Source organism: Capnocytophaga sp. oral taxon 336 str. F0502, assembly GCF_000411575.1.
Taxonomy (GTDB): Bacteria; Bacteroidota; Bacteroidia; order Flavobacteriales; family Flavobacteriaceae; genus Capnocytophaga; species Capnocytophaga ochracea.
Window position 1 is genome coordinate 557,220 of sequence record NZ_KE150489.1, and the last position, 25,881, is coordinate 583,100.

At 41.7% G+C, this 25,881-nt stretch carries 14 protein-coding genes and 1 pseudogene; 3 read left to right on the forward strand and 12 right to left on the reverse strand.

The window, feature by feature from the left end; translation table 11 throughout:
- Nucleotides 1–4: 4 nt before the first annotated feature.
- The 5 genes from HMPREF1528_RS05790 to HMPREF1528_RS05810 form a co-directional block, all read right to left on the reverse strand.
- Nucleotides 5–1,588, reverse strand: coding sequence for a glycoside hydrolase family 31 protein (locus HMPREF1528_RS05790; protein ID WP_016479010.1), 1,584 nt, complete (start codon nt 1,586–1,588; stop codon nt 5–7).
- A gap of 46 nt (nt 1,589–1,634) precedes the next feature.
- On the reverse strand, nt 1,635–5,765 hold the full coding sequence (locus tag HMPREF1528_RS05795; protein WP_016479011.1) for a response regulator: 4,131 nt from the start codon (nt 5,763–5,765) through the stop codon (nt 1,635–1,637).
- A gap of 262 nt (nt 5,766–6,027) precedes the next feature.
- Nucleotides 6,028–7,128, reverse strand: coding sequence for a DUF5017 domain-containing protein (locus HMPREF1528_RS05800; RefSeq protein ID WP_016479012.1), 1,101 nt, complete (start codon nt 7,126–7,128; stop codon nt 6,028–6,030).
- A 1-nt stretch (nt 7,129) separates the two neighbouring features.
- On the reverse strand, nt 7,130–8,935 hold the full coding sequence (locus HMPREF1528_RS05805; RefSeq protein WP_016479013.1) for a RagB/SusD family nutrient uptake outer membrane protein: 1,806 nt from the start codon (nt 8,933–8,935) through the stop codon (nt 7,130–7,132).
- Between the two features lie 12 nt (nt 8,936–8,947).
- Nucleotides 8,948–12,013 (reverse strand): SusC/RagA family TonB-linked outer membrane protein, encoded by a 3,066-nt coding sequence (locus tag HMPREF1528_RS05810; protein WP_016479014.1) that lies wholly within the window; start codon nt 12,011–12,013, stop codon nt 8,948–8,950.
- Between the two features lie 783 nt (nt 12,014–12,796).
- On the opposite strand from HMPREF1528_RS05810, the gene HMPREF1528_RS13065 reads away from it, so the two are divergent.
- Nucleotides 12,797–12,925 (forward strand): hypothetical protein, encoded by a 129-nt coding sequence (locus HMPREF1528_RS13065; protein WP_255348474.1) that lies wholly within the window; start codon nt 12,797–12,799, stop codon nt 12,923–12,925.
- Between the two features lie 117 nt (nt 12,926–13,042).
- Here HMPREF1528_RS13065 and HMPREF1528_RS05815 read toward each other — a convergent pair whose 3' ends face one another.
- The 7 genes from HMPREF1528_RS05815 to HMPREF1528_RS05845 all read right to left on the reverse strand — a co-directional run bounded on the left by HMPREF1528_RS05815 (nt 13,043) and on the right by HMPREF1528_RS05845 (nt 21,648).
- Nucleotides 13,043–15,361 carry a penicillin-binding protein 1A gene (locus tag HMPREF1528_RS05815; RefSeq protein WP_009409916.1) on the reverse strand — a complete coding sequence of 773 codons (2,319 nt, stop codon included), beginning with the start codon at nt 15,359–15,361 and terminating at the stop codon, nt 13,043–13,045.
- A 29-nt stretch (nt 15,362–15,390) separates the two neighbouring features.
- Nucleotides 15,391–15,879 (reverse strand): gliding motility lipoprotein GldH, encoded by a 489-nt coding sequence (locus HMPREF1528_RS05820; RefSeq protein WP_009409915.1) that lies wholly within the window; start codon nt 15,877–15,879, stop codon nt 15,391–15,393.
- The gene (locus tag HMPREF1528_RS05825) at nt 15,866–17,176 is read right to left on the reverse strand and encodes a stage 0 sporulation family protein (RefSeq protein WP_034567870.1); all 1,311 of its coding nucleotides are present in this window, start codon (nt 17,174–17,176) and stop codon (nt 15,866–15,868) included. Before HMPREF1528_RS05825 ends, HMPREF1528_RS05820 begins: the two co-directional genes overlap by 14 nt.
- A 226-nt stretch (nt 17,177–17,402) precedes the next feature.
- Nucleotides 17,403–18,086, reverse strand: coding sequence for a uroporphyrinogen-III synthase (locus tag HMPREF1528_RS05830; protein WP_016479017.1), 684 nt, complete (start codon nt 18,084–18,086; stop codon nt 17,403–17,405).
- Between the two features lie 57 nt (nt 18,087–18,143).
- Nucleotides 18,144–19,688, reverse strand: a complete 1,545-nt coding sequence (locus tag HMPREF1528_RS05835) for a ribonuclease E/G (protein WP_002670818.1) — start codon at nt 19,686–19,688, stop codon at nt 18,144–18,146.
- Between the two features lie 187 nt (nt 19,689–19,875).
- The gene (locus HMPREF1528_RS05840; protein WP_002670816.1) at nt 19,876–20,190 is read right to left on the reverse strand and encodes an HU family DNA-binding protein; all 315 of its coding nucleotides are present in this window, start codon (nt 20,188–20,190) and stop codon (nt 19,876–19,878) included.
- Between the two features lie 228 nt (nt 20,191–20,418).
- On the reverse strand, nt 20,419–21,648 hold the full coding sequence (locus tag HMPREF1528_RS05845; protein ID WP_016479019.1) for a 3-phosphoshikimate 1-carboxyvinyltransferase: 1,230 nt from the start codon (nt 21,646–21,648) through the stop codon (nt 20,419–20,421).
- Nucleotides 21,649–22,142: 494 nt separating this feature from the next.
- Here HMPREF1528_RS05845 and HMPREF1528_RS13140 point away from each other — a divergent pair.
- Both HMPREF1528_RS13140 and HMPREF1528_RS05855 read left to right on the forward strand, forming a co-directional pair.
- Nucleotides 22,143–22,217 (forward strand): annotated as a pseudogene (locus HMPREF1528_RS13140) (phosphinothricin acetyltransferase); the annotation flags it as partial.
- Between the two features lie 371 nt (nt 22,218–22,588).
- Entirely contained in the window at nt 22,589–25,879 is a 3,291-nt protein-coding gene (locus HMPREF1528_RS05855) for a gliding motility-associated C-terminal domain-containing protein (RefSeq protein ID WP_016479020.1), read from the forward strand.
- Nucleotides 25,880–25,881: the final 2 nt, after the last annotated feature.

The window sequence follows — 25,881 nt, forward strand, 5'->3', positions numbered from 1 at the left end:
TTTATTATTTAATCTTTACAAAATAAGGCAATCGCTCCAAAGGTACTTTTAGGGTGTATGCTTTGCCTCCTTTGTACTTTTTGCCTTGTTCGTCTTGCCAAGTGCCTTTGGGGAGTTTTACCGTGCGAATATCGCTTTCGGTCATTACAGGGGCTACTAAATACTTATCGCCCAGCATATATTGGTCTTTGCAATTAGCGAAACCCTGATGAGGAAAAGCGTACTCCATACTGCGCACAATAGGTTCTCCTGTTTGTGCCGATTTTTTAGCTTCGGCTATGATATAGTCGCCTAATTGTTCGTGCCATTTGGCATATTTGATACAGATAGCCAAATTCTCTTTCGATAGAATGCGCCAAGGAGCTACTGAGAATTGCATCATAGGCATCATCGAATGTATTTGGCAAGAGCGCACGATGAGCTTCTGATTGAACTTAGTAGGGTCTACATTCAAGAAACTGCCGTATTCCCCTCCGCCTATCATATCGGGGCAGGCGAAAGCATAACCGTTGAGTCCTGCGGCTATCATATCGGGGACTAAACGGGCTACACCGTCCCAAGAGTAACTCTTGTCCCCCAAACGCTGTACCAAAGCCTGTCCGCCCAATTTCCAGCAAGCGCGGAACTCGTTGTAAGGAAATTCTAGGCCTAATTTACCCCAGAGATAGGTCTGTTCAGTATCGTAAGATTTTTGGTCGAAAACGTCTACATCTTCCGCCAAATAACGCTCTGGGTCACCTGCATCAAACTTAAATCCATCAATGCCGTATTCTTTTTGTAGGTCTTTGAGCATATTCACAAAGTAAGCAAAGGCTTCGGGATTGCTCAGGTCGTAGCAAGCGCTGAGCCCATTCCACCAATCGAGGATAGCAGGGGTGTCAGTTCCTTTTTTCTTCACTAAATAGCCTTTGTCGCGCAAGAAGCGGTATTCTTGGCTATCAGGCGATACAAACGGGCATACCCATACCATTACTTTGAAGCCCATTTGGTGGAGCTGGTTTATCATTTCCTTAGGTGTAGGAAACTTATCGGGGCGAAATTGCCATACGCCATAGTCTTTTTGCCAGTTGTCATCAATCATTATTACTCCCGTTGGCATTCCGTTGTCCAGAATGGCTTTGGCGTAGGCTAAAACGTCTTTTTCGTTCTGATTGTAAATAAGTTCTATCCAAGTGTTGTATTGTGGTTTGGTAAAGAACACTTCGGGGGGGATTACCCCTGAAGGTGGAAAATATTGTTTACTCACTGCCTGATAGGCACTTTTGAGGGTAGAGCCTGCTGTGTGGCAACTCACCTCAGCCCGTGAAGGAGTGATAAGTATCTTTCCGTCTTTAAATTGGTAAGCAAAAGGAGCTTCCGAAGCGATATAACGCCCTTGATTAGAATACAGAAAGGGCACTGATTGGTTGTTAAAATTCTCGGTGCGCAAGTTGTAAATGCGCTCCGATGGTTGGTAAGGCATCTCTTTGCCTACGCCCGTAAAGCCACCCCACCATTGTTCATTGGGTAGTAGGGTGATTTCAGTGGGCTGTTGTGCGCTCGCCCATAGCGAACTGCACAAAGTAATAAAAGCAAATATTCTTTTCATTTGTATGTTTTTAGTCGTTAGTTATTAGTTCTTAGCCGTTAACTTTTTACCTCTTACCTAAAATAAATTCTGAGGGTGATACCCCAAATTGTTCTTTAAAAGCTCTTGTGAAATACGACGGACTATCGATTCCTACTTCGTAGCATACTTCACTGATGAGCTTATCGGTAGTTTTAAGCAGTTCGGCAGCTTTGTCTAAGCGTATTTTGCGAATGTAGTTCGCCAAGGTAAGCTCGGTAGCTTGTTTGGCAAAGCTGTACAACTTAGTGCGGTTCATACCGAGTTCAAGGCAGAGGTTATCTACCGAGAAATGTGGGTTTTGCATATTGGTCACTACCAAGTGAGTGAGCTTGTCTAACTGTTCTTGTTGTTTTTTATCAATCACCTTCTGACGGATATTCTCAATAGGAGCGTGTTGTTTGCTCTTGTTGAGCAAGTTGCGCACATTGGTTTTGAGCAGTTTCACATCAAAAGGTTTCGTAAGGTAGGCATCAGCACCTAACTCAATTCCTTCTATTTGCGACTCTATTTGCGATTTCGCCGTGAGCAATATCACAGGAATAAAGCACGTTTGCAGGTTCTTTTTCAGGATAGCACAAAGCTCAAATCCGTCAATTTTAGGCATCATCACATCCGATATGACCAAATTAGGAAAATGCTGGTTGCACTTCTCAATCGCTTGTTCGCCGTCGGAGGCGAGAATGATGTTGTACTCTTTGATAAAGATGTTTTTGAGTATCATCAGTACCTCGTGATTGTCGTCTACTAAAAGCAAGATAGGTTTATCTTCTTGAGGCAAATTTAACATTTCGTCCTCTTCTTCGCCTATGTGTTCATACTCAACCGCATAGTCCGATAAGTATTCTTTCAGCTGAAAAGCACTGTCTTGCAACTTCTGTTCGGGCAATAAGTAACTATCGTCCATAGGGAAGGTGATGATGACTTCGGTACCTACATTGGGCTTACTGCTAATGATAATCCCACCGCGATGCGCTTCAACTAATGATTTTACCAAAGAAAGTCCGATGCCCGAACCTACTCTTTTTTGTCCTTGTCCCTCTACACGGTGAAACCGTTCAAAGATTTCAGATAAGGTATTCTTCTCCAATCCTACGCCTTCATCTTGCACTTTTACCACCAACTGTTTGCCTGGCAAGGTATGCGTAGTGTTCTCAAAGGCGTTCTTGTAGAGCGGTGTGAGCTCGCTCAAATTCTCTACCGAAATCGATAAGCGTATAGTGCTTCCCGCATTGGAGTACCTAATAGCATTGGAAAGAATATTCGAAAGTATCTTGCTAAAATACTTCTCATCTAACCACAACTTTACTTCTTGTTCAGGTAGTGTTAATTGCAAGGTTATAGCCACTTTGCTTGCCCACTCCTTAAACTCGTTGTAAATGGCTTGCACATAGCTGTTTGCCAAAATATAATTGGCTTTTAGCTGAGGTGTATACACGTCCATACGGTGTATCTCAAGCAGTTCGTTCACCATATTACTGAGCTTACCCGTATTGCGTTTGAGGGTATGCACATACTTATTGGAAGGCATTTCCTCTTCCATTTCAGTTACTGCGTGGCTCATTAGGGTAAGTGGTGTACGGAACTCGTGTGAGACGTCTGTAAAGAACTGCATTTTCATCTGCATTAGCTCTTCTTTATGTCGCTCTTTTTCCTCTTGTACAGCTATGGTATGCTTCATTTGCGTCCATCGCATAAAGTACCTAAAACCTATGTACAGCAAGCCTGCAAGGGCAAATGCATAGAGGGTGTATGCCCACCACGTAAGCCAAAAAGGAGGCTTGGAGACCACTGTAAGCTCGGTCTGCGCTCCGCTCCACTGTTGCCAATCGCCTACCTCTACTAATAGTTTGTAAGTACCATAAGGGAGCTTTTGGTAAGTGGCGTGTGGGGCAGGGTCATTCACGGCTATATAGTGCCAATCAGTGTCGTAATCCTCTAATTTATAACGGTAGCGCAATCGCTGAGGTGCATTGTATGACAAAGTGGTGAAGTACACCGAAAAATCGTTGTTCGGGTACGCTATCGAAAGCGCATCGGTAAACTCTATAGACGAATTGACTACTTTGCCGTTGTTTTCAAACCTGCTAAAATGTACTCTTAGGTGAGCTGACGAAAACATCTGCGCTTGTGGTTTGAAATAGTTAAAGCCGTGTGAGCCCCCAAAGTACAGATTCCCCTCAGCATCTTTGCAAGAGGAAGCCGTCCCGAAACTGTGTCCTTGCAAGCCATCGTTGTTGCTGAAAGCCGCAAAACGCTTTAGCTTTGTATCAAAGAAACTCAAGTAAAAGCCTCCACACCACACATTGCCAAAAGCATCTACTTCCACACTTTCAATATCGTTAGAGGTTGCCCCTTCTTCTATACCGTAATGTTCGGCAGTATAAGTGAGTTTGCCATTAGCGTTATCAGTGAGAACCACCTTGTTGAGTCCGCTACCCATAGTGCCTATCCAATAAGTATCTTTGTCTTTATCAATTGCCCAAAGATAATTACTACTCAGGCTGTGCGGGGTTTTAGCGTCGGCAGCGTATTTGAGCACACGCACTACCTCGCCTTTGGCATTGAGTTGCAATCTGTTTAAGCCCATTACCGAGGTTATCACAAGTTCGTTCTTAGCTTTATCCAAATATATTTTGTGGAGCTTGTTAGTAGATAACCTACGAGGTTCAGGCGTTGTTTCGGTAAAAGTGTATACGTTTTGCCATTGTCCTTTTCGCTCTTCAAAGCACTCCAATCCTGAATAGGTAGTAATCCACAAACGGTGAAAGGTATCGAGCTTGATATCAAATATATAATCGTTGCACTGTGTTGCAAACGAACCGATAATGCGTCGGCTTTGCTTGTCTATCACCCATACCCGTTCCCGAACCGATACGTACAAGTGTGCTTTATCGCTTTGAATACTCGTAACGTTAGGCGAAAGCTCAGGAGCATTGCAATAGTGCTCGTCTAACTGCTGACTCTGGGTGTGAAACCTAATCACTCCGCCGAACTTATTGCCTATATACACATAGCCATCGGGGTCGTAGTGCATCGTGCTTACAAACTCCGAACCCACTTTGCTCTGGGGTTTTATCCATACCGTCTTAAAGAATGCATCGCGCGTACTGCTGTACGATACACCATTAGACCAAGCCGATACCCACAAATTGCTGTCCTTGTCTAAGAACACACTGTTGATATGATTGCTTGCCGAATACGGATTCAAAGGCGAGTGACTGTGTTCTTTCAGCAGAGAAAGACTTTTTTTATCCAACTGAAAGATACTTTCTTCATTCACTACCCACACGTATTGCCCGCTCAATGTAAGAGAAAGCAAATGTTTGTTCAGGTCAAATTCCTTTTTAGCAACTATCGCATAGGTGTTATCGGGCTTACAGGCGTACTTCACTAAGCTATCTCGGTAAATCACCCACAAGTAGCCATCGGCATAGAGCATCTTTACGATACCCGAACCTATGTTGTTCACCTTTTCAGGTAGGGCTTTTAGTCTACCCTTGTCACGAACGTAAGCCGATAACCAAGGAAACCCCGAAAGCCACACTTCTCCTTTTTCGCTCACTGCTATTTGCGGATTGAGTTGCGAAGTAGTGAGTTGTGAGGCAGAGCCAATAGGCAATGTTTTCAGTGTAAGTGCCTTCTCGCGCTGATTCCATACTACTTTAGCACGCCTAATTTGGTTTTCACTCAAAAGCCAAAGTTCATTGTTTGTGCCTTTTTGTAAGAGTTTTACTTTGGTATAGAAAGCCAAATCAAGAGGGTCGTCTATTTTGAAATTGACAAACTGTTTGAGCCGAATATCAAAACAAGCTACTCCTGCTTCGGTAGCTACCCAAAGGTAACGCCCCATAGGTTGCAAACTGTACACACGGTTGTAGTACACCGAGTTGATAGGGTCTTGCTCGTACTTGTAGGCATCAAGGGTATAGCCATCGAAACGGTTCAGCCCTCTGTGGCTGCCTAACCAAATAAAGCCCAACGAATCCTGAGCAATGCAAGTAACGTTGTCGTGCAACAGACCTTCATTGCGCGTAAGATGGTGGAAAAGAAAAGTTTCTTGAGCTTGAATTCTCACCACCAACTCTTCTGTGAAAGCGATAGGAAAGAGAAAATACCACAACAGCAGGATTCGCAGGAGCTTTATCGTTCTGTTCATTTGTCAAAATTTCATTTAGAGGGCAAAGATATAAAATCCTTATCAAAAGCTCAAAATACCCAAATCTAAAAACTGATAAGTAACCTTCATTTCTTCATCTTAGATTCGCCTTACCTTCATCGTAAGTTCGTCTTTTGTTCGTCTTTTGTTCGTTGTAGAGCCACTGTAGAGCCACTGTAGAGCCACTGTAGAGCCACTCTTCGTTCACCTCTTCTTCGTCTTTTCTTTACCCTATTCGTACAGATTACACCTCATCACTATCCTATGGGGTTACCGTAATTTTGATAGTGCGGTATTCAGTGTTGTACTTGTACTCGTCAGCACTTACAGTTCCTACATCAGTTTTATAGCCGTCTTTTGAATAGCTTTTAAAACCACTGCTACTGCCCACTACCACTACCTCATAAGTTCCTGCTTTGTCATACGTATGAGTGTATTTGGTCACACCAGAATCATCGGTAATAGTAATACCTTTTCCTGTATCGAAAGCCTTATAGTCAATAGCTCCAAAGTTAGCCGATTCAACAAAATAATCGCCTATATAGCCAATGCCAGCACCCACGGTAGTAAACAGAATCTGAATATAAGAAAGTGTTGCCATTTTTTTGTTTACAGCACTTTCCCACGCTGAAATGGTACGACCAATATCAAAAGTGTAATCGGTATACTCAGTTTTGGGTTCTACAAATAAATCCCAAACAGTATCGTCTTTGAAGGTTACAGCTGTATCCCCTTCGGCTATACCTCCCAAACGTATCACGATAGGAAACTTTGTTTCTTCGGGGTGTTCGCTTTGGTCGTTAGTACTTTTCAAAGTAGTTGTCGCAAACTTCATTCGTAAAGTCATCTTCTTGTTACTTCCTACTTTGGTGTTTACATTAAGGCGCAAAGCTTCATACCACCAGTTAGGGTGTTTGGCATTCACTTTTACTACATTTTTACCTATGGTAGCATCGGTTACTACTTCGGCTTGACTGCCAACTAAGTTATCACCGCTATTGGCGTTGCGCACTTCAAAAGCGCCATTGGCTAAAGTAGTGCTCCCTACTTGTGTAGAAGTAAAGTCTACTTTGTAAGGTTTCACATCAGGGTCGGTAGGGCGATAGTTTTTACCTTGCAATTCCTCAGAAGTTTTCCCTTTGAGTAAATTGTCTATACTCTTTTGGTAATCGTGCCCTTCATCACCGGTGTAAATAGCCAAAGCATTTACATTGTGATGAATAGTAAAAGTTACGGGGTCGCCTACCTTCACTTGGGTTTTATCAGCTGTTACTGATAGGTCTACGTCTTCAGGTTTATCCTTAGTACAAGCACCCAAAGCCGTGAGTAGCAAACTGCTAATGAGTAATATATATGTTTTCATTTTAATATCCAGGATTTTGAGTTAAATTCTTATTTGCGTCCAATTCGCTAAGCGGAATAGGTAATAGCTGGTGATAAGGGCGAACATTCTCAGGCGCAGCAGGTGCTGGAATACGGCGTTCCTCCCCACTGATAAACGGATTGTTGATACGCCAGTTTTGGAAAGCTTGTACCAAAATGCCACGGCGTACGAGGTCACACCAGCGGTCGGTGGTTTCTCCTACAAGCTCGCGTGCACGTTCATTTAAGATTTCAGTGCGGAAAGCGGTATAATCATCGCTGTAATGTTTAGCTGTCCACATAGCAGTACCTGCATAGTCATAACCATAAGAGGAGGTTTTCCAATCGGGTACTACGGTGTTTACATCGTTGATATGAGTTTTATCCAAATCACGAGGCAATACATCGCGGTGTACGATGCGTCCGCCTGCTTTGTTAGAGATACGAGCGCGTTTGCGCACTAAATTCACCGCATCGTAAGCGCTTTGCACGTTGGTGCCATTCATTGTTAAAGAAGATGAGGGTGTGTAAGCCCCAGGTGAATGGTTTACCTCGTTATAAGCCTCTGCATAGATAAGGAGTACATCAGCAAAGCGAAGTAGCGGTTCATCCATACCAAAGTTCTTGTAGTTATACGAAGAGGTATCAGCTAGTGGGAAACGGCGGAACTTACCGATACTCCACATTACCCAGTTATTGTTTTCGGTAGCCTTACTAAGAGGTTGGTCTACACGGGTATCTTTGTAAATATTGTAGTCCCAACCCCATAACTTACCATTGTCGAGTACTTGCACACGTGGGCAGTTCCACAACCGGCGAATAGAGTCGGAGGGTTCATAAATCATACGGTGGTAATCGGAACTGGAGATGTTATCCCACGAACCTCCTAAGTTCTCATTCCCTCTCATTCCGTAAAGCATTCCTGTGAGGGTACCGGTATCGTCACCTGTAAGACCTTGTACGCACCAAATAACTTCTTTTGGAGCTTCGCTTATTTTGGTTTTAGCGTTGAATACATCGGGATAGTATTCTACTAATTGGTAGCGACCGCCTTGTATGACCTCTTTGGCATAGTTCATTGCTTTGGTGTAGTTTTCAGTAGCCGAACCAAGCACTTCACGTCCGTCGCGTTGTGCTACTGAGGCAAGCCACAAGTGTACTTTAGCTAAGAAACCGCGACAAGCATCTTTGGTAATACGTCCGTATTGGTAACCATTGCCTGTATTGCCTTTTTCGGCTACGTGAGCCATCGAGTAAGTAAAGTCGGCAATGATTTGCTCAAACACTTGCTTTTGTGGAGTACGAGGCACTTTGAGGTTGTTGAGTGATTGGGTTTCTTTTAGTACCAAAGGCACATCGCCAAACCAACGCACCAAATCGAAGTACAAGTAAGCGCGCACACCACGAGCTTCGGCTACATAGCGTTCCCAGTTATTGATGCGACCTTGGTGTTCGGTTACATTATCGATTACCGAGTTGCAGTTCTTAATAGCTGCATAATGTTGTTGCCACATTTGGGTAATATAATCGTTGTCTGACCCAAACTTGTAGTTGCGCAAGCCTCCCCCTTCGTCCCAATCGGCACGTTTGGCAAGGTCGGTACTGATTTGTTTAGTGCCGTGTCCTGTAACATACACATCGGTGAGGTAACGGTAAGTACCGTTCATTGCTTGGCGAGCATCCAATTCATTTTCATAGAAAAATTGAGATGTAGGGGTGCTCTTGGGGGTTTCTTCCAAGAACTTGCCACAACTGCTCAATCCGAGGCTTGCCCCTATTGCTATAATGGTGATAATATGTAATTTCATAATCTATATCTTTTAAAAACCAACTTCTACTGAGAATAAAACCGATGTAGGTCGTGGGTACGGACTCATATCGAGGCCTGGGGCTAAGCGGGCAATAGTTCCATAGCCCGTATTGGCTTCGGGGTCAAACCCTGAATAGCGCGTCCAGAGTGCAAGATTGGTACCGGTAACGCCTACACGCAATTTGTTGAGTTTGTAAGGTTCTAATACTTCTTTAGGCAAGTTGTAACTAAGAGTAACAGTTTGCAAACGCAAGAAAGAACCATCTTCTACCAAGTCACTGCGGAAAGCGTTTTCAGCCCAGAAACCACCTCCAAAGAGCGGGAAGTTACGGTCGGGGTGTGCTTCCGACCACACGTTGTTATAAACGCTTTGTGTGATATTGTCGATATTCTTAGTGCCTGTGAGGTAGTAAGCATTACCGTTTACTACATCGTTGCCATACGACCAACGCAAGAAAGCGTACAATTCCCAACCTTTATAGGAGAAAGTGTTACCTATACCACCCGTGTGCAACGGGTTTACATCGGCTACGGGCACACGGTCATTAGTATCGATTACACCATCGTGGTTGATGTCTTTCACACGCAAACCTCCTAAAGCGACGTTAGGCCCTGGCTGAGCGTTATCCACTTCGTTTTGGTTGTGGAATACACCATCGGCTACATAACCATAATAGATACCTACTGGCATACCTACACGCAAGAGCACATCACTTTTGATTTTGGAGTTGATGCCACGGTCGTAAAATTGTTGATACTGACCTTCGTCTAACGAAAGGATTTTGTTTCGGTAGAAAGAAATATTGAAATCGGTTGTCCATTTGAAATCGCCTTCACGCAACCATTGTGCATTGAAGCTCACTTCGAGACCTTTGTTTTCCATTGAACCTGCATTCTTCCACGCTTTTTGGAATCCCGAAGTAGAAGGGATATTCACTTCCAAAAGCATATCGTCTATGCGTTTGTAATACAATTCAGTAGAAAGGGTGTAACGGTTTTTGAGGAAGGACAAATCTAAACCGATATTGTATTGCTTTTGGCTTTCCCATTTAAGATTGTCGTTAGCAATATTGCTGGTATAACGACCAATTTCCACTTTGTTACCGTCTAATACTACTTTGTTTTTAGCGAGTTGTGCTAAAGATTGGTAAGATGGGATTTGGTTGTTACCTGTCATACCGAAACTACCGCGCAAACGCAAATTGGAAATAGCTTCTATTTTCTTGATAAAGTCTTCTTCGTGAGCATTCCAAGCCAAAGAAACGGCAGGGAAGTAACCGTATTTGTTGTTCTTACCAAATTTAGAAGAACCATCGGCACGCAAAGAAGCGTTGAGTACATACTTGTTGTTATAACTATAAGTAGCCCTACTGATGTAGGATACTAATTGGTTGCCATCATAAGTGTACAAAGGCGCATAGGTTACTAACCCTTGGTTGATACCCCAAATACCTTGTTTGGTATCCTCGAAGTTAGTAGACTTATTGTAAGTATAATCTGTCCAATACTTATTGGCTTCAAAAGCGCCCATTATAGAAAAATAGTGTTTATTGATGCTCTTAGAGTATTGCAAACGGGCTTCATATACCCAGCTGTTCTCATTGCGATGAGAGAGTTCCATACGTCCGCGTTCTGACTGTCCGAACCAAGTGTCAGGTCCCCAAAAACGGTCTTGACCAATAGTGTGTAAACGGTAAGAAGCACTGGTGTTAAAAGTCAAATCTTTAAGCAGTTGATAGCTGAGGTATACATTGGCGTTGAGCTCGTTGTATTTGGTATTGATATCCACTTGGTCTACTGCTACCTTAGGGCTCATCGTACGAATATTAGGATAGCTCATCAGGGTACCAAAACCAGGGTAGTCTAAGAAAGGAGAAGTTTGCAAAGCTTTGAGAACCACTCCATTTTGAGACCAATCGCTTACGGGATTTTTATCCTTAGAAACGGCATAAGAGAGGTTGATACCTGCATTCATCTTATCGTTAATCTTCTGTGAAAGGTTGAGACGTGAAGTAAAGCGATTGAAAGCAGAACGTTTGATAAGTCCTTCTTGGTTCAGATAGCCCACTGAAAGCATATAGCGGGTTTGGTCGGTACCACCCGTGATACTACCGTTAGCTTCGTTTTTAGTACCTGTTTGGGTAACTTCTTTCAGCCAATCTTTTACGGCAGGGTGATTCCAGCCTTTTTCGGCAATCATTCGTTGCCAAAAGTCTATTTGAGGTTGATTGCCCCAAGTACCATAGTCGAGCATTTTGTGAGCATAATCTTCAGCACTGAGTACCTTCAAAGGGATATTAGGCATCATATCAATAGAACTTGCATAACTGAAATTGAATTTTGGTTTGGCGAGCTCTTTTCCTTTTTTGGTGGTGATAAGCACTACCCCATTAGAACCGTTAGACCCGTAGATAGCTGCTGCTGCGGCATCTTTGAGGATTTCCATTGACTCAATGTCGTTAGGGTTTAAACTGAGTAGCGGATTGGTAGCCACATCTTCATTGGTGTTGGTTACCCTTTGAGTAGGCATAGGCACCCCATCAATAACAAAGAGCGGTTGTGTACCTCCTGTGATGGAGTTCACCCCGCGAATTCTAAAGGTGAGTCCGCTGGAAGCAGAACCATCGGAAGAGATGATTTGCACCCCACTCACTTTACCTTGCAACGCTTGCAATACCTGCGACGGACTGCTTTGGGCAATATCTGCCATCTTCACCGAAGCTACTGCTGTAGAGATATCGCTTTTGCGCTGTGTACCGTACCCTACAAGCACTACTTCATCAATCTGAGTTACCTCAGGTTCGAGAGATACATTGAAAGTACGTGTTTTACCTACGGCTATGGTTTTGGAGCGATAGCCCATAAAGCTCACTACTATTTTATCGGTAGGAGCTACACTTAGGGAGAAACGCCCTTCAAAATCAGTAGCCGTACCTGAATGCGCGTGCTCTACGGCAACGCTTGCACCAGGGAGGGGTTGTTTGTTTTCATCGGTAACTACCCCTGTAATAGTTACTTTTTGCGCCAGCATTGGGATACTGAACAGCAAAATACAAATGCTAATGATGCTTTTCATTATATAAAATTTAAAGTTTTTTCTTTGGGACAAAATTAAGGAATACTTAACAAAAAGCACTTTACTTATTGTACATTTTTCTTTACTAAAAGTTATTTTTCTGGTAAAAACGTAAGTAATCAATAAGTTAACGTGAGCTCAACGTAAGAAATATCGTAGTATTTATGTTACGAAAAATATACAGAATAGAAGCACAAGGGCTTTTTAAAAGGAAATAAAAAGGAATTATAAGTAACCAGTAAAAGTGTTTTTTGGTTGAAAAGAGCTTGGGTTAGCTTATAGAGAGCTTATAGGAAGCTTATACGAATCTTGGACGATTGGTATAGAAAGGGTATATAAGTAGTTGATTAATACCATAATACAACGATTAAAAAGTGCTAAAAATGAGGTTTCGAGGCGAAAGAAAGAGGAATCCTCACCCCGACCCTCTCCCAAGGAGAGGGGGAATGTAGTGACGGAAAATCAAAAGAAACCTCTCTCTTTACACATACCCAGCTGTCGCTGGCTACTTTCAAAGGGGGAGTGTAGCGACGGAGAAGGGGGAATGTAGCGACTCACTTATTCGGTAAGCCCCCGAACCCCCGAAGGGGGACAAGCTGGAAAAGGAGACAAACCTTTCCCTTCACACATACCCAGCTGTTGCTGGCTATCTTCAAGGGGGAGTGTAGGGACGAATGACGAGAGACGAATGACGAAGAAATGACGGTGCGAGATACACAGGCGGATAAAATTAGTAAATGAGTTAATTAGCAAATTAGCAAATGGGGGCGGAAGAATTAAATAATGTATATAGAAAAGACGAACAAAGAACGAACAATGAGTGGCTCTACAGTGGGTCTACAACGAACAAAAGACGAACAAAAGACGAAGAAAAGACGAACAAATGATGAACAAAAGACGAAGAAAAAGTGAAGGTAAGTTAAAGCTAAGATAGTGATAAGAAGAAAGTTCGGTTGTATTTATCAATGCAAAAAAAAGGGGATACCAACGCAAAAGCGAAGGTATCCCTTTTTTTAATATATTTAATGATTAAAAATCGATAGAGGTATCGTCTTCTCCAGAGTCTTCTTCTTTCTCCTTGCTACAATCTATTTGGATTTGTACATTCTGAGGAGCAGGGAATGCAGCTTTGGAAACAGCTAAGTCAGCATCGGCATAACACTTTTTCATATAGTATCCCCAAATAGGTAGAGCCATTGTAGCTCCTTGTCCATAAGCCATACTACGGAAGTGTACTGCACGGTCTTCGCCTCCTACCCATACGCCTGTTACAAGATTAGGCACCATTGCGACAAACCAACCATCGCTGTTGTTTTGGGTAGTACCGGTTTTACCAGCTATGGCATTGGTAAATTGGTAAGGATAGCCAGTCATCACATTTTTATATACAGCGTTGTAGCTATCAGCTCCTTTGGTACGTAATCTCGCCCCTGAACCGTAGCGAGTAACACCTTCCAAAAGATTTACTACCGCGCGAGCTACTTCGGCATTTACTACATCGTGAGTTTCAGGAGTATTTTCGAAGAGTACTGTACCGTTTTTATCTTCAATACGGGTAATCAGTACAGGTTTTACATATACGCCTTCATTGGCAAAAGTACCGTAAGCACCTACCATTTGGAAAACAGTGGCATCGGCAGTACCTAAGGCGATGGAAGGAGCTTGAGGCATATTGGAAGTAATCCCTAACTTTTTCACTAAGTTAATGACAGGAAGAGGACCTACTTTATCCATTAAATTCACCGTAATAGAGTTCACAGAGTTTGCTAATGCATATTTGAGAGTCATCATCTTACCGGTAAAGTTACCTGTGGAGTTACGCGGGCACCACGCTTGCAGGTTACCATATTTATGGGCTTCTACACAAGTTTGTATATCGGGCAGCTCTAAACAAGGAGAATAGTGGAGCTGGTCAATAGCTGTGGCATAAACAAAAGGTTTGAAGGTAGACCCAGTTTGGCGAGCTCCTTGTATGACTTGGTCGTACTGGAAATGTTTGTAGTTAATACCACCAACCCAAGCCTTGATATGCCCTGTTTGGGGTTCCATAGACATCATTCCTGTGCGCAAAAAAGCCTTGTAGTACAGTATAGAATCGCGAGGGGTCATTACAGTGTCTTTCTCACCTTTCCAACTGAATACGCGCATATCGGTCTTTTTATAGAAAGAGTCGCGGATTTCCTTTTCGGAATAGCCTAAATACTTTAAGTGAGCCCAGCGATTAGAGTTTTTCATTGCCTTTTCAATTAGGGCTGCGTACTCATCTTTTGAGACCTTCACGAAAGGGAACATAGGGTTCTTTTTAGGGTTATTTTCGGCGTCGAAAGCCTTTTGTAGTCGTTGCATATGAGCTTTAACGGCAGCCTCAGCATAGGCTTGCATCTTAGAATCGATAGTAGTGTAGACTTTTAGTCCATCGAGGTATAAGTTGTGCTTGGTACCGTCTGGCTTAGGATTGTTTTCAATCCAGGTTTTCATATAAGTGCGCAAGTATTCGCGGAAATAGGTAGCCAAGCCGTCGTTATGGCTCTCAGGAGTGAATTTAATTTTTAAAGGCAGTTTTTGTAGAGAGTCTTTTTCCTCTTGAGTAATGTAATTGTTCTTTGCCATTTGGGCAAGTACTACATTACGCCTATTGGTGACGCCTACTTTATTTTTCACTGGATTATAAAGAGCGGAGTTTTTAAACATTCCGACCAGCATTGCTCCCTCTTCTATCTTGAGGTTTTTAGGTTCTTTATCGAAGTAAATTTTGGCAGCAGAGCGTATACCATCGGCATTGTTATTAAAGTCGTAGACATTAAAGTACATTGCCAATATTTCTTCTTTGGTATATTGTTTCTCGAGACGAGTAGCAATGACCCATTCTTTTATCTTTTGAGTATAACGCCCTAAGCCTCTTTTCTTTTCTTTATGGAAGAGCTGTTTAGCCAACTGTTGGGTAATAGTTGAAGCTCCTCCTCTGCTACCGAAGAAAAACATTGCGCGCAAGGTGCCACGCACATCAATACCTGAATGCTCATAAAAGCGTTCGTCCTCGGTAGCAATAAGCGCATCGACTAATGATTTGGGCAAATCTTTAAACTTAATAGGGGTACGATTCTCGTCTAAATAGAATTTTCCTAAGGATTTACCATCGGCGGTAATTATTTCGGTAGCCAAATTGGTTTCGGGATTTTCTAAGTGTTTGAAGTCAGGCATCTCGCCTAATAGTCCCAAAGACGCTGATAAGAACAGCAACATAATTGCTACAATTCCACCAGCAAAGATATACCAAAACCATTTTACGACGGGGCTTATACCCTTTTTGGTTTGACTATTGTTTTCTGTGTCGTTTGTTTTTTTCATATCTTATTTATTAGTTTATCAATGAAAGTTTACTTTCTGTTTTTTACTTCCTCAACTCTTAATCCTACTTCAGTAATTCCTTTGAGCACAGGCACGCCGTTGTTATCGCCTATTTTTCGCATTGCTTGTTCTATTTTTATGAGATATTTACCTTTAGTAGGAAATGTAAAATTCTCTTTATACCACAATTTACTCTCTTTTACGGCTGAATAGCCATAGCCTAACCATTTACCTTCGGGAGTAGCCATTTCGTACTCCAAAGTGTCTACAATTACTTTATTGCTGTTAGGCAATTCCATTTTAGTAATGAGAAACAGATTGCTGAACTCATAATGTTCGTCATTTCGGAGCATTATAAAAAGGTTTTTCTTTGCTACTGTGTCGTTTTCTTCTAATTCAAAAAACATAGGTTTATGCTGTTCCCAACCATTGGGTAGGGAAACATATTGGCTATATTCCACCCCACTATGGCAAGAAATAAGCAAGGTAAAGAAGGTTAGCAGGCTAAGAATTCTCATCTTTTGGTGTATTGTCGTTATTATTAACTTTTTGTTTGTTTTTATAATTAGGGTTCTTTTTGTTATTCCCATTGGTATAATGAGTATTTTTAGGTTTCGCTTGTGGCTTTTGAGCTTGTTTTTCGTTTGCTACCTCTGCATTGTTATTGTTTTTCTTAGCTCCTTGATTGGACTGTGATTTCAGTTGTTTAGAGGAGTTATTATTGTTGCTTTGAGCAGATTTAGCATTCTTTTGACCTCCTTTATTGTCCTTTTTATTGTTGCGTTTGTTCTTTTTGCGCTTAGGAGTATCGAAACGGGTAATGCTATCTTCTTCTACCGGAGCGAGTTCAATGCCCTCATATACTGAGGTACTCTTACGAGAAGACAAATCGGTTACAATGGCGTATTCTTCGAGTTCCTCGATAGGTTCGCCTTTTTTATTAATTTCTAAGATTTCTTTTACACTGTCTACAGATAGTCTGTGCCAAGTAATAGGGTTTTCATCATAAGTGAACCACATTAATCGCTTAAAGATGTCTATCTTTTGACAAGTAGCCATACCGCGTTGTGTATGGAGTTTTGTATCGGTTCTTGGGAAGTCTTGCAGAGCATCTAAATAAGTATCGAGCTCAAAGTTCAAGCAACATTTTAGCTTGCCACATTGCCCTGCTAATTTCTGTGGATTTAAAGAGAGTTGCTGATAGCGGGCAGCCGAAGTAGAAACACTTCTAAAATCGGTAAGCCAAGTAGAGCAACACAATTCGCGCCCACAAGAGCCTATACCGCCCAAGCGAGCTGCCTCTTGACGGAAACCTATCTGGCGCATTTCTATACGCACTGAAAAGGCTTTTGCCATATCCTTAATAAGTTGGCGGAAATCTACGCGTCCTTCAGCTGTATAATAGAAAGTAGCCTTAGAGCCATCACCTTGAAATTCGACATCTGAGATTTTCATTTCGAGTCCTAAGGCAATAGCGAGCTCGCGTGATTGTTTTTGTACTTCAATCTCTTTGGCACGTGACTGTTGCCACACATCTATATCGTGCTGATTGGCTTTGCGGTATACGCGGGGCAAGTCGCCTTCCCAATCTATTTTTCGCTTCTTCATTTGCGAACGCACCAACTCACCTGTGAGCGTTACTACCCCCACATCGTGACCTGAGGGAGCTTCGGTAGCTACGACATCTCCCATTTGCAGAGGGAGCTTGTCGACATTGCGGAAGTATTCCTTTCGACTGTTTTTAAAACGTACTTCCACGCAGTCGAAAAACTCTTGTCCACCAGCTAATTGAGTATTAGCAAGCCAATCGAACACTGAGAGTTTTACACTCCCAAAGCTACTGGCTCGACAGTTGGATATACACCCTTTTTTTGTATGATTGATTGTGCAACTATTGCAACTCATTTTCCTGTTTATTATGTTAATAGTGTTTAGGTAACATACTACCTCAATCGGCAAAAATACAAAAAAATATAATTAGAGCAACAATGTTTAGTGATTATTTTCTTTATTTTTAGGATTATTACCTTAATATAGTCTGTTATTTTAGGTTTATAGACAGTATTTCTAAAAGAGATTTTACAGTAGGAATTGGAGGGAGGATTATATTTTCAGTTTGGTTTTTTAATCTGTTTTTTACGGCTTCGGCGGTAGTTTTACCTATACAAAATATCTGTTGTTCAGCGGTAAGGGTATTGCACGAGCAGTAGCTTTCTACTCCCGACGGACTGTAAAAGAGAATAGCACTTGCGTTCTCTTTTATCTCAATAGGAGTATATTCAGTTTTATAAGCGGTGATTTCTTTTACTTTTAAATTGTTTTCAACAAAGAAGTTGGGGAGGGTATTAAGGCGTTGAGTACCTGCAAAGAAAGCGATAGAGGTAAGTTTTTTTAAGGAAGTTAAGTTTTGCTGTAAATGTTGAACCAAATCAGAGGCATAGTGGGCAAAATGCAATACATTAAAACCGTTTTGAGTGAGTAGTTGTTGAGTTTGCTCACCTACACAAAGAACAGGAGTCTCTTTTAAGGTAGTTGCCAAAGGGTGTCTTGATAGGCTCTTCACTGCATTTTGACTGGTAACAATGAGCAAGTCGTAGGGCGGTGTGAGGCTCATTGTTATAGGGCTTACGGTGATAAAGTTGTGTTCGATGAGGTGTATAGGAAGAACTGAAAGGATTGCTTTCTGTTCTTGGGATAAGACTTTTGTAGAGACGATGGTTTTCATATTTGTTATTTAATAAAAAAACTCGGTGAGTATTGCTACGCACCGAGTTTGGTAATGTTAAAGAGGGGTTCCTTCGTTGGTTTTGAAGCGATACTCTAAATAAGTATAGGCATCGCGCGGTAGGATTTTTATCCATCGCTTGTATTTCAAGAACCACTTGAAACGGATAGAGCTAAATAGCCCTTTGGTTAAATAAGCTGCTATGAAAGGGTGCGCATTTAGCACGATACGTCCTTTATAGGCTTCCTCCTTAATAATGCTTTCAAGTTCTATATTGATTTTATCAATTAGAACGATAGGCGCTTCGATTTCGCCTTCTTTGCTTGGATTCTCTTCTTTTGTTTTGATGTTTAGTTCTTGGCGCACTCGCTGGCGTGTGATTTGTATCAGACCGAACTTGCTGGGAGGCAAGATTTTGTGTTTAGCACGGTCTTCGGCCATTTCATTGCGCAAGTGATCGAATAATACACGGCGGTTTTCGCTATTGCCCATATCGATAAAATCGACGACGATGATACCACCCATATCGCGCAATCGGAGTTGTCGTGCGATTTCGGTAGCAGCGATGAGGTTTACGGATAGAGCGGTGGTTTCTTGGTCGTTATTTTTATTGGAATGGTTGCCACTGTTTACGTCTATCACGTGTAAGGCTTCGGTGTGTTCTATTACGAGGTAAGCTCCTTTTGGCATCGATACGGTGCGACCGAAAGCCGTTTTGATTTGTCGTTCGATATGGAACTTTTCGAATATAGGCACTGATGAGTGATAGAGTTTTACGATATTCTCTTTCTCAGGAGCAATTTCTTGTACGTATTTTTTTATCTGTTCATAGAGTTGCTCATTATCTACGTGAATACCTGTAAAGGAATCGTTGAACATATCGCGGAGGATAGCCCCCGTTTTGTTCACTTCACTCATTACCTTAGAGGGAAAAACCGCTTTTTGAATTTTTCGGCACATCAAAACCCAACGATTGAAGAGACTTTGCAAATCCTTGTCGAGTTCCGCTACTTTTTTACCTTCGGCTACGGTGCGTACAATCACACCAAAACCTTTGGGTTTAATGCCTTGCAAGAGTTTACGCAAGCGTTCTTTCTCGGCTTTACCTTCTATTTTCTGAGAGATAGAAATGCGGTCAGAAAAGGGAACCAACACGAGGTAACGACCTGCGATAGAGAGTTCAGAGCTGATACGAGGACCTTTGGTGGAGATAGGTTCTTTTACTATCTGTACCAGTATAGGTTGATTAGGTTTAAGTGTTTCGGCTACAGAACCATTTTTATCGATATCGGGTTCTAAGGGAAAATCTTTAAGAGAAAAGTCTTTTAGTTTTCCAGAGATTACCCATTTAAGGAACTTCAGTAGAGAAGCTAATTGGGGGCCTAAGTCGTGATAATGCAAGAAGGCGTCTTTTTCGTGACCTACGTTTACAAAAGCTGCATTGAGCCCTTGTATAGGTTTGCGTACCTTAGCGAGCATTATATCTCCTACTCCTAAGCCGTTAGTATCTTCTTCTTTATGAAGTTCGATGAGCCTACCGTCTCTGAGCAAAGCAAAATCTACGTAAGAGGAACCAGAACGAATGATTAATTCTTTGTCCACTTTGTTGGATTTTAGTTAAACAATACTACTTTAAAGAGAAAAAGTAGTTAAAAACTACTTTTTCTTTTTGTGGCGATTAGCTCTCGCTCTTTTTTTGCGTTTGTGGTTAGCCACTTTATGTCTTTTTCTTTTTTTTCCGCTTGGCATAACTTAATTATTTAATATATTGTGATTTATTAATACAATGTTATTTTTTCGCTTTTTTATCAGTTTTAGCTACTTTTACCTTAGCTTTAACTCCTTCAACGAATACTTTTGCAGGTTTAAAGGCAGGAATGTTATGAGCGGGAATTTTCAAAGTGGTATTCTTAGAGATGTTACGTCCAGTTTTTTCAGCTCTAGTTTTGATAATAAAGCTACCGAAGCCTCTAAGATATACGTTTTGACCACTTTCTAATGTGTTGATTACTTCGTTCATAAAGTTTTCAACCGTTAGTTGAACGTCGTTTTTATCAAGACCCAACTTGTCGGAAATCTTTGATACAATTTCTGCTTTTGTCATCTTTATATTGTTTTTATTAATAATATTCTCTAAATCCTTTCAGCGTGCAAAGGTACAAATTAATTATTTAATAAACACTATGTTAGAACAACTTTTTTTATTTTTTATTTTTTAGTATCTGATAATTAGCTGTTTAAAATACTGTTTTCTAATATTTTACAATTAAAATATACTTTTGCCATATCGCGGTAGATTTTTACGTTACTGATTGAAAATAAGTTTTAACTATTATCTTTTAACTGTAAGCTGGGCTACGTCGTGCCAAAAAGAGGGGTAGGATTTGCTCACGACTTCTTTATCGGCTATTTCGAGGGTAGTTTTTAGCATCAAAGGTGTGAAAGCCATTGCCATTCGATGATCGTTATAGGTAGCAATGCTAATGCCAGAACGCAAGTGTGGGCAAGGTGCTAAATGCAAGCTATCGTGAGTAATACTTACTTCTACTCCTAACTTTCTCAGTTCGGTTTGTAGTGCTTGAAGGCGGTCGGTTTCTTTGATTTTAAGAGTGTGTAAGCCTGTTAAATGACACTCTAAGCCCATTGCTACACAAGTAACGGCAATGGTTTGTGCTATATCGGGGGTGGCATTTAGGTTATACTCGAAACGCTTTTGCTGAGGTTCAGCTACTTTTTCAATGGTTAATTCATTACCTTTGAATGAGGAGTGCACTCCAAAAAACTCATAAATAGTTTTTAAGGCACTATCACCTTGCAGGCTATGCGGTTTAAAATAGGACAATGAAAGGGTGGTGCCTATGGGCGATAAAGCAACAAAAGCATACCAATAGGAGGCGGAAGACCAATCGGATTCTACTTCCCAACTGTTATGTAGTAAGCTTTTTCCTTTCATTGTGTTTACCTTTATAGTATTGGCTTTGAACGATACTTGCTCTTGTCCTATGCAATGAGCTAAGAGATTGATAGTCATTTTTAAGTAAGGCAGAGAGGTAACTTCGCCTTCCAAATGCAAGGTGAGTCCGTTAGGCAAAGCAGGAGCAATAAGCAATAAAGCTGAACTGTACTGACTACTGACGTTGCCTTGGATATGTACTTCGTTGTTAATAAGCTTTTTTCCCCTTATATATATAGGTGGGAATCCTTCTTTTTCAGTATATGTAATATCGGCGCCTAACTGTTGTAATGCATTTACTAATAGGTGTATGGGTCTTTCTTTCATTCGGGGAGAACCTGTGAGGAGGACTTCTTTGCCCTGTTGTATTGCGAAATAAGCGGTGAGAAAGCGCATTGCAGTACCTGCGTGATGAATGTCTACAACTTCTGTATGAGAGCTAAGAGCTTGTTGTAGCAGTAGGGTATCATCGACAGTGGAGAGGTTTTGCACAGTGAGTTCAGGAAAGAGCGCTTGCAATATAAGTGCTCTATTGCTTTCGGACTTGGAGCCTGAGAGCAACAAATGTTTTCCTGACTGTAATGTGGAATGAGGTAATTGTATGTTCATAAGGTAAAAGGTAAAAGGTTAATGGGTGATAGGTGTTTAATAGAGTGCAAAGGTAGGGAATAATGCTGATAAAACCAAAAATGCTGATAATTAACTTTTGCAAAGGTGCGAGCCACACAGGCAAAAACTTTGGCAAAGTTTGAGATGAAAAAGCGATGTGTTGAGACTGTTAGGAGGATTCGGAAGGAAACGGAGAAATTCGGAAGAATTAATTCAGGTAAAAGATAAAAAATGAGCTGTAAGGAGGGTGGGGTTAGCTTATAGAGAGCTTATAGGAAGCTTATAGGAAGCTTATACGAATCTTGGACGATTGGTATAGAAAGAGTATATAAATAATTGATCCATAATATAATACAACAAGGCTAAAAATGTTAAAAACGGGGTTTCGAGGCGAAAGAAAGAGAATCCTCACCCGTCCCTCTCCCAAGGAGAGGGGGAATGTAGGGACGGAAAAAATAATGAAACATCCCCCCTAGCCCCCTCAATGAGGGGGAATGTGGCGAGTTACTTATTTGGTAAGCCCCCGAACCCCCGAAGGGGGACAAGCTGGAAAAGCTGACAAACCTCCCCTAGCCCTCTCCAAAGGGGGAATGTAGAGACGTGGGATTATATCGGTTGTGGTTTTACCTTTTAGCTCTTACCTGCGTAAGCTTTGCGTTAAACATTCTTAAAAGATTCTTAATTGATACTTAAAGTTTCACAGGAGTAGCGCGATGGCATAGGGGATGTGAAGGAGAATTATATAACGAAAAGTGTATAATTTTCAGAGAGTTATAACAGAAAACAGGTAGAGATATTGGGTAAAGGTAACAGAGGAGTGTAAAAAAAATAGACAATTATTTTTGTGTAGATATTTCTTTTTCGTATCTTTGCACCGTGTATAGTACCCAGTGGGTATGATTTATAATGTTTTTAGCAATGTTTTAATTCGTATTTTAAAATGAAAGTAAGCAATTTTTTTAAATACATAAGTGTTTTTCTGCTTTTATACTTCCTTGGTATTGAAGGAGTGCAAGGACAGCATAATAAATTAATTTCTGCACAAACAAATTTTTATTTTGTTTGTGCAAGTGCTACTAACAACGGAAAACTTCAACCTAACAACCCTAACGATAAATCGGGTTTTAGAGTTAGGGTGCGTTGGTCTCCCCCCTTACCAAATGCAGATAATAAATATATATTCGAACTTTCTGATGCAAACGGAAGTTTTAATAACCCGACTGTCCTACCAACTCTAAATACAAATTTTTGGCCTTCAAAAAGTACCTTAAATACTGCTCAAACCTTTGATGCCTATGTAACTTTCCCTAATAATTTAAATGGAAAGAAATATCGTATTCGGGTGCGTTCTACTAATCCTGCAAGTGAGTTAATAGCTACTATTGACAATAGTTCTGAACAATATTTCGAAGGCTCATATATGAATGTTATACAAGCTTTAAGGACTACTCCTTCTGGTAATGTAAACCTTTGCCCTGGACAATCATTAGAGTTATCCGTTTCTCAGATTTTTGCTAATACAGGAAGTACTAATATTTCAGATTATACTTATATTTGGTATAAAAAACCCGTAGGAGGAAGTGGTCACGGTGTAGTTATTCCTAACCAAACAGGACCTAAACTAACTGTAACCGAACAAGGTGCTTATGCTGTTGCTATTGACTATAGTGGTAATTGTAGTGAAAATAAATCAAAATCTGACTTTATTTCTGTAAGAGTTACAGGAGGAGGGCAATCGTTGGTGTTGAGTAGTTCGGCTACTGAGATATGTAGCTCAGAGAGCTTTACCCTTACTGCTACCCCTGCGGGCAATGAGACTTATACGTGGTATCGCGACAATACTAAGTTGGGCGAAACTAACGGGGTGGCTACCTATGTGGTGTCGCCCCCCAATAATCTTCCGGGTAAATACCGCGTACAGATAGGCAACGGTAGTGCCTGCGATGTGCGCTCCAATGAAATAGAAATAAAACATAAAGATGCTATTAAAGCTAATATTACTACCACGGGGGGCAATGTATTGTTACCCAACAAACAGCGTACCCTCAGCGTAAACACCACTGCCCAAAATCCTTCGTACAAATGGTTTAAGGACGGGGTGGAAATACCGGGGCAAACTGCCAATACTTATGTAGCCACCAGCGCAGGCAAATACAAAGCCCAAGTAACCCAAACGGGCAGTTGTGCCTCGACGGTAGAAACTGAGGAGTACGAACTTAAAGCTCCTGATAGCTTCAAGGTGAGCATCAAGCCTAAAACTTCTTATCAGCCCTGCGAGACGAACAGCATAGACCTCACGGTAGACAAAATCACAGCCGTATCGGGTGCTACTGAGCTTACGATAGACCCGAGTGACTATTCGTTTTTCACTTTCCAATGGCAAAGAGAAACGGGCGGTGCATTTACGGATATCAACACCACGCAAGAAATCACCCTTAACAGCGCTACCCAAAACGGCAAGTACCGCTTGAAAATAACGGCTTCGGGGTTTCCTGCCATTCCTGAATCGAATGTATTGGATATTCAATTGCAGGACAGCAATGCATTGCGCATTAACAACAGTGTAGACAATGTGGATTTCTGTGGAGAGGTGTATACACTCACGGTTACCACTGGTGCCGACCCTACGGCTACTTACACTTGGTTTAAAGACCGTGCGCAGATAGCGCAAGGGGTAGGAATGACCCAATATGGGGTAACTGCGACAGGAGTGTATTACGCTACCATAGGCGGTACGGGCGGAGGTTGCCCCGCTACGTCTAACTCGGTAGTGGCAAAGCGCACCGTTATCACAGCACGTTGGGCGGAAGAGATGAACAGTCGCGAGATTTACTACCCTGCAAAAACTACGGTACTGAAAATATCGCACAATATGACCAACCCCACTGTGGAATGGAAGAAAAACGGCACCGTAATAGCAGGCGCTACGGGTGTGGAATACACGGTTACTGATACACCTGTATCGGCTGACGTATACGAAGCAAAAATCACCGATGGCGGTAGTTGTGGTACAAGTATCAGCCTTACCCCTATTTACTTTGAAACCATTGCTGATATTAAAGGCGTGAGAGTAGGAACGGTAGCATCTACCAACTGTGAAACCCGTACGCAAACCACTCTTGAAGTACAAAAAATAACCGTACAGCTAAGCAGTAGTGGAGAACAGGTGGAAGTAAAGAAAATAGATTACCAATTCTTTAACTTCCAATGGCAAAAAGACAACAACGATGTGCCAGGCGAAACTCGACAGCAGTTTGTCGTGTCGCGCGCAGGCAACTCAGAATCGGCTAAATATTCAGTGCGGGTTAGTTATGGTACGATTATCAAGACTTCGGACGAAAAACCAGTAGCCTTTACTCCTATCCCCGATTTTGAAATATCGTCGGCTGACGGTGCGAAGAGAACAGTATACCTTTGCCAAGGAGGAACTATTAGTCTTACCGTAGCTGCCGATAGCTTCGACCCTAACTCATCAGTAGCCGATAGTTTTTCATACGTATGGAAGAAAGTAACGAGTGCCAATTACACTAACGACACTCCCATAGGCAGTGAAAACCCTACGGCAAGCGTGAACGAAATAGGCGAATACTATTTAGAAATTAATAACGGCGGTTGCCCTAAACGCGCTCATATACAAGTGAAGAACTATCAAGTAGGCGGTTTGAAATTGAGTTTAATGCGCGACAGTCAAGGCACTGCTCCTGTGAAACAAGTATACCAAACCAGTACAGCACGAGAGCGCAAGTTCGATGTGCGTATAGGTGATAGATTAGTTGCCGAAGGGGGAAATAAATTCAGCTGGACAAAAGACGACGGCACGGTGAAATACGGCACAACTTTGGAGGTGACCTCTGAGGATATGTCGGGTTCTTATACACTGAAAGAGGAGTCGTGCGTGGCAGCAGGCGAGAACATATTGCCTTTTGAACTGAATATCTACCAAGTGGTGGAAGTGCCTAATGTGGTAACTCCTAACGGCGATGGTATTAACGATAAGTGGGAAATACCGTCGGTATACCTCACTCCGAAAGTGAAGGTAACAATATACTCACAAGAAGGTAAAGAAGTACTCTCGACAAACAACTACCAAAATAATTGGCCTGATGAGCGTACTTTCAATGACCTTGGCAAGCGTGCGCTTATCTATATCTATACCCTCAAAGGTGAGATTACCGAAAACGGCGAAACGAGAAGCGTGGATAAGAAAGGAACCATTACAATACTTAAATAAGA

Excerpts from the sequence above, each read along its gene's own strand:
- HMPREF1528_RS05790 (WP_016479010.1), bottom strand. The coding sequence starts at position 1,588 with ATGAAAAGAATATTTGCTTTTATTACTTTGTGCAGTTCGCTATGGGCG.
- HMPREF1528_RS05795 (WP_016479011.1), bottom strand. The coding sequence starts at position 5,765 with ATGAACAGAACGATAAAGCTCCTGCGAATCCTGCTGTTGTGGTATTTT.
- HMPREF1528_RS05800 (WP_016479012.1), bottom strand. The coding sequence starts at position 7,128 with ATGAAAACATATATATTACTCATTAGCAGTTTGCTACTCACGGCTTTG.
- HMPREF1528_RS05805 (WP_016479013.1), bottom strand. The coding sequence starts at position 8,935 with ATGAAATTACATATTATCACCATTATAGCAATAGGGGCAAGCCTCGGA.
- HMPREF1528_RS05810 (WP_016479014.1), bottom strand. The coding sequence starts at position 12,013 with ATGAAAAGCATCATTAGCATTTGTATTTTGCTGTTCAGTATCCCAATG.
- HMPREF1528_RS13065 (WP_255348474.1), top strand. The coding sequence starts at position 12,797 with ATGTATATAGAAAAGACGAACAAAGAACGAACAATGAGTGGCTCTACA.
- HMPREF1528_RS05815 (WP_009409916.1), bottom strand. The coding sequence starts at position 15,361 with ATGAAAAAAACAAACGACACAGAAAACAATAGTCAAACCAAAAAGGGT.
- HMPREF1528_RS05820 (WP_009409915.1), bottom strand. The coding sequence starts at position 15,879 with ATGAGAATTCTTAGCCTGCTAACCTTCTTTACCTTGCTTATTTCTTGC.
- HMPREF1528_RS05830 (WP_016479017.1), bottom strand. The coding sequence starts at position 18,086 with ATGAAAACCATCGTCTCTACAAAAGTCTTATCCCAAGAACAGAAAGCA.
- HMPREF1528_RS05840 (WP_002670816.1), bottom strand. The coding sequence starts at position 20,190 with ATGACAAAAGCAGAAATTGTATCAAAGATTTCCGACAAGTTGGGTCTT.
- HMPREF1528_RS05845 (WP_016479019.1), bottom strand. The coding sequence starts at position 21,648 with ATGAACATACAATTACCTCATTCCACATTACAGTCAGGAAAACATTTG.
- HMPREF1528_RS05855 (WP_016479020.1), top strand. The coding sequence starts at position 22,589 with ATGAAAGTAAGCAATTTTTTTAAATACATAAGTGTTTTTCTGCTTTTA.